This is a genomic window from Micromonospora sp. NPDC049204, assembly GCF_040647935.1.
In the GTDB taxonomy this organism is placed as follows: Bacteria; Actinomycetota; Actinomycetes; order Mycobacteriales; family Micromonosporaceae; genus Micromonospora.
The window spans coordinates 1,811-5,402 of sequence record NZ_JBEZDC010000039.1 but is presented as its reverse complement, the minus strand read 5'-3'; the positions used below and the strand labels follow the sequence as shown (position 1 = coordinate 5,402).

Sequence of the window (3,592 nt, the reverse complement as noted above, 5' to 3'; positions counted from 1 at the left end):
AAGATTGTCCGGCGGCGTCCTACTCTCCCACACCCTCACGAGTGCAGTACCATCGGCGCTGGAGGGCTTAGCTTCCGGGTTCGGAATGTAACCGGGCGTTTCCCCTCCGCCATGACCGCCGTAACTCTATGAACATATCAAACAACCCCGGGCACACACACGCGGGTGTTCGCTTGTTCAGAGTTGCACAGTGGACGCGTAGCAGCTTAGTAGTCAAGTCCTCGGCCTATTAGTACCGGTCAACTGAACCCGTTACCGGGCTTACATTTCCGGCCTATCAACCCAGTCGTCTAGCTGGGGGCCTTACCCCACCAAGGTGGGTGGGATACCTCATCTTGAAGCAGGCTTCCCGCTTAGATGCTTTCAGCGGTTATCCCTTCCGAACGTAGCTAACCAGCCGTGCCCTTGGCAGGACAACTGGCACACCAGAGGTTCGTCCGTCCCGGTCCTCTCGTACTAGGGACAGCCCTTCTCAAGTATCCTACGCGCACGGCGGATAGGGACCGAACTGTCTCACGACGTTCTAAACCCAGCTCGCGTACCGCTTTAATGGGCGAACAGCCCAACCCTTGGGACCTGCTACAGCCCCAGGATGCGACGAGCCGACATCGAGGTGCCAAACCATCCCGTCGATATGGACTCTTGGGGAAGATCAGCCTGTTATCCCCGGGGTACCTTTTATCCGTTGAGCGACACCGCTTCCACTCGCAAGTGCCGGATCACTAGTCCCGACTTTCGTCCCTGCTCGACCTGTCAGTCTCACAGTCAAGCTCCCTTGTGTACTTGCACTCAACACCTGATTGCCAACCAGGCTGAGGGAACCTTTGGGCGCCTCCGTTACCTTTTAGGAGGCAACCGCCCCAGTTAAACTACCCACCAGACACTGTCCCTGAACCGGATAACGGTCCGAAGTTAGATACCCAAATCAACCAGAGTGGTATTTCAAGATTGCCTCCACCCATACTGGCGTATGGACTTCACCGGCTCCCACCTATCCTACACAAGCTAATTCGAGTACCAATGTCAAGCTATAGTAAAGGTCCCGGGGTCTTTCCGTCCTGCCGCGCGTAACGAGCATCTTTACTCGTACTGCAATTTCGCCGGGCCTGTGGTTGAGACAGTGGGGAAGTCGTTACGCCATTCGTGCAGGTCGGAACTTACCCGACAAGGAATTTCGCTACCTTAGGATGGTTATAGTTACCACCGCCGTTTACTGGCGCTTAAGTTCTCCGCTTCGCCCCCGAAAGAGCTAACAGGTCCCCTTAACGTTCCAGCACCGGGCAGGCGTCAGTCCATATACATCGAATTACTTCTTCGCATGGACCTGTGTTTTTAGTAAACAGTCGCTTCCCCCTGCTCTCTGCGGCCATACAACGCTCCACCCGCGCGGGGCTTCACGTCTCCGGCCCCCCTTCTCCCTAAGTTACGGGGGCAATTTGCCGAGTTCCTTAACCACAGTTCGCCCGATCGCCTCGGTATTCTCTACCTGACCACCTGTGTCGGTTTGGGGTACGGGCCGCTAAGAACTCGCTAGAGGCTTTTCTCGGCAGCATAGGATCACTGACTTCACCTGAATCGGCTCGGCATCACGTCTCAGCCTTATATGTGTTGCGGATTTGCCTACAACACGGCCTACACGCTTACCCCGGCACAACCACCGGCCGGGCTCAGCTACCTTCCTGCGTCACCCCATCGCTTGACTACTACCCATCAGGTTCCCACGCTCCCCATTCGCAACCCGAAGGTCTTGAACGGTTTGGGTGGTTAGCACAACGAGGTTCATCAGGGACGCTCTTTCGCGGGTACGGGAATATCAACCCGTTGTCCATCGACTACGCCTCTCGGCCTCGCCTTAGGTCCCGACTCACCCAGGGCGGATTAGCCTGGCCCTGGAACCCTTGGTCATCCGGCGGAAGGGTTTCTCACCCTTCTTTCGCTACTCATGCCTGCATTCTCACTCGTGCCGCGTCCACAACTGGGTCACCCCGCTGCTTCACTCGCGGCACGACGCTCCCCTACCCATCCACACACCTGCACAAGGAATCAAGTCCAAGCGAGGATAAAATGTGAATGCCACAGCTTCGGCGGTGTGCTTGAGCCCCGCTACATTGTCGGCGCGGAACCACTTGACCAGTGAGCTATTACGCACTCTTTAAAGGGTGGCTGCTTCTAAGCCAACCTCCTGGTTGTCTATGCGACCCCACATCCTTTTCCACTTAGCACACGCTTAGGGGCCTTAGCTGGTGATCTGGGCTGTTTCCCTCTCGACTACGAAGCTTATCCCCCGCAGTCTCACTGCCGCGCTCTCACTTACCGGCATTCGGAGTTTGGCTGATTTCGGTAAGCTTGTGGGCCCCCTAGACCATCCAGTGCTCTACCTCCGGCAAGAAACACGCGACGCTGCACCTAAATGCATTTCGGGGAGAACCAGCTATCACGGAGTTTGATTGGCCTTTCACCCCTAACCACAGGTCATCCCCCAATTTTTCAACATTGGTGGGTTCGGCCCTCCACGCGGTCTTACCCGCGCTTCAGCCTGCCCATGGCTAGATCACTCCGCTTCGGGTCTAGGACACGCGACTGAATCGCCCTATTCAGACTCGCTTTCGCTACGGCTCCCCCACACGGGTTAACCTCGCCACATGCCACTAACTCGCAGGCTCATTCTTCAAAAGGCACGCCGTCACCCCGCAAGGCTCCGACGGATTGTAGGCGAACGGTTTCAGGTACTATTTCACTCCCCTCCCGGGGTACTTTTCACCATTCCCTCACGGTACTTGTCCGCTATCGGTCACCAGGAAGTATTTAGGCTTACCAGGTGGTCCTGGCAGATTCACGGCAGATTTCAGGGGTCCGCCGCTACTCGGGAACACCCACAGAAGGTCAGCAACTTTCACCTACCGGACTCTCACCGTCTACGGTCAGCCATTCCAGACTGTTCGACTAGCCACTAACTTTGTAACTCCTCGAACAAGTGTCAGCTTGTTCAGCGGGGTCCCACAACCCCGACCACGCAACCCCTGACAGGTATCACACGCAGCCGGTTTAGCCTCGATCCGCTTTCGCTCGCCACTACTCACGGAATCACTAAATTGTTTTCTCTTCCTGCGGGTACTGAGATGTTTCACTTCCCCGCGTTCCCTCCACACACCCTATGTGTTCAGGTGTGGGTGACACCACATGACTGGTGCCAGGTTTCCCCATTCGGACACCCTGGGATCACAGCTTGGTTGACAGCTCCCCCAGGCCTATCGCGGCCTCCCACGTCCTTCATCGGCTCCTGGTGCCAAGGCATTCACCGTTCGCCCTTGACAACTTGACCACAAAGATGCTCGCGTCCACTGTGCAATTCTCAACAAACGACCAACCCACAACCCGATCCGCCCCACACCAAACCCAACCCAACGGTCAGCGGTATGCGAGGCCAGGCCATGCCTGGCAGACTCCCAGCCCCCACACCGGAGGGCTGGCCAAGTCTCTGAAACAACAACCAACGGTTGTTCCTTCAGGACCCAACAGGGTGCTTACATTCCTCCTCAGCCGCACCAGGGACTTCGTTCCCACCACCCCGAAAGGCAGCTGTACTAGAAGA

General features: G+C 56.7%; 2 rRNA genes. Both read right to left on the bottom strand.

Annotation, left to right across the window (positions count from 1 at the left end):
- Positions 1–6: 6 nt before the first annotated feature.
- A 5S ribosomal RNA gene (gene rrf, locus AB0A90_RS34720) occupies positions 7–123 on the bottom strand.
- A gap of 86 nt (positions 124–209) precedes the next feature.
- Positions 210–3,322 (bottom strand): 23S ribosomal RNA (locus AB0A90_RS34715).
- Positions 3,323–3,592: the final 270 nt, after the last annotated feature.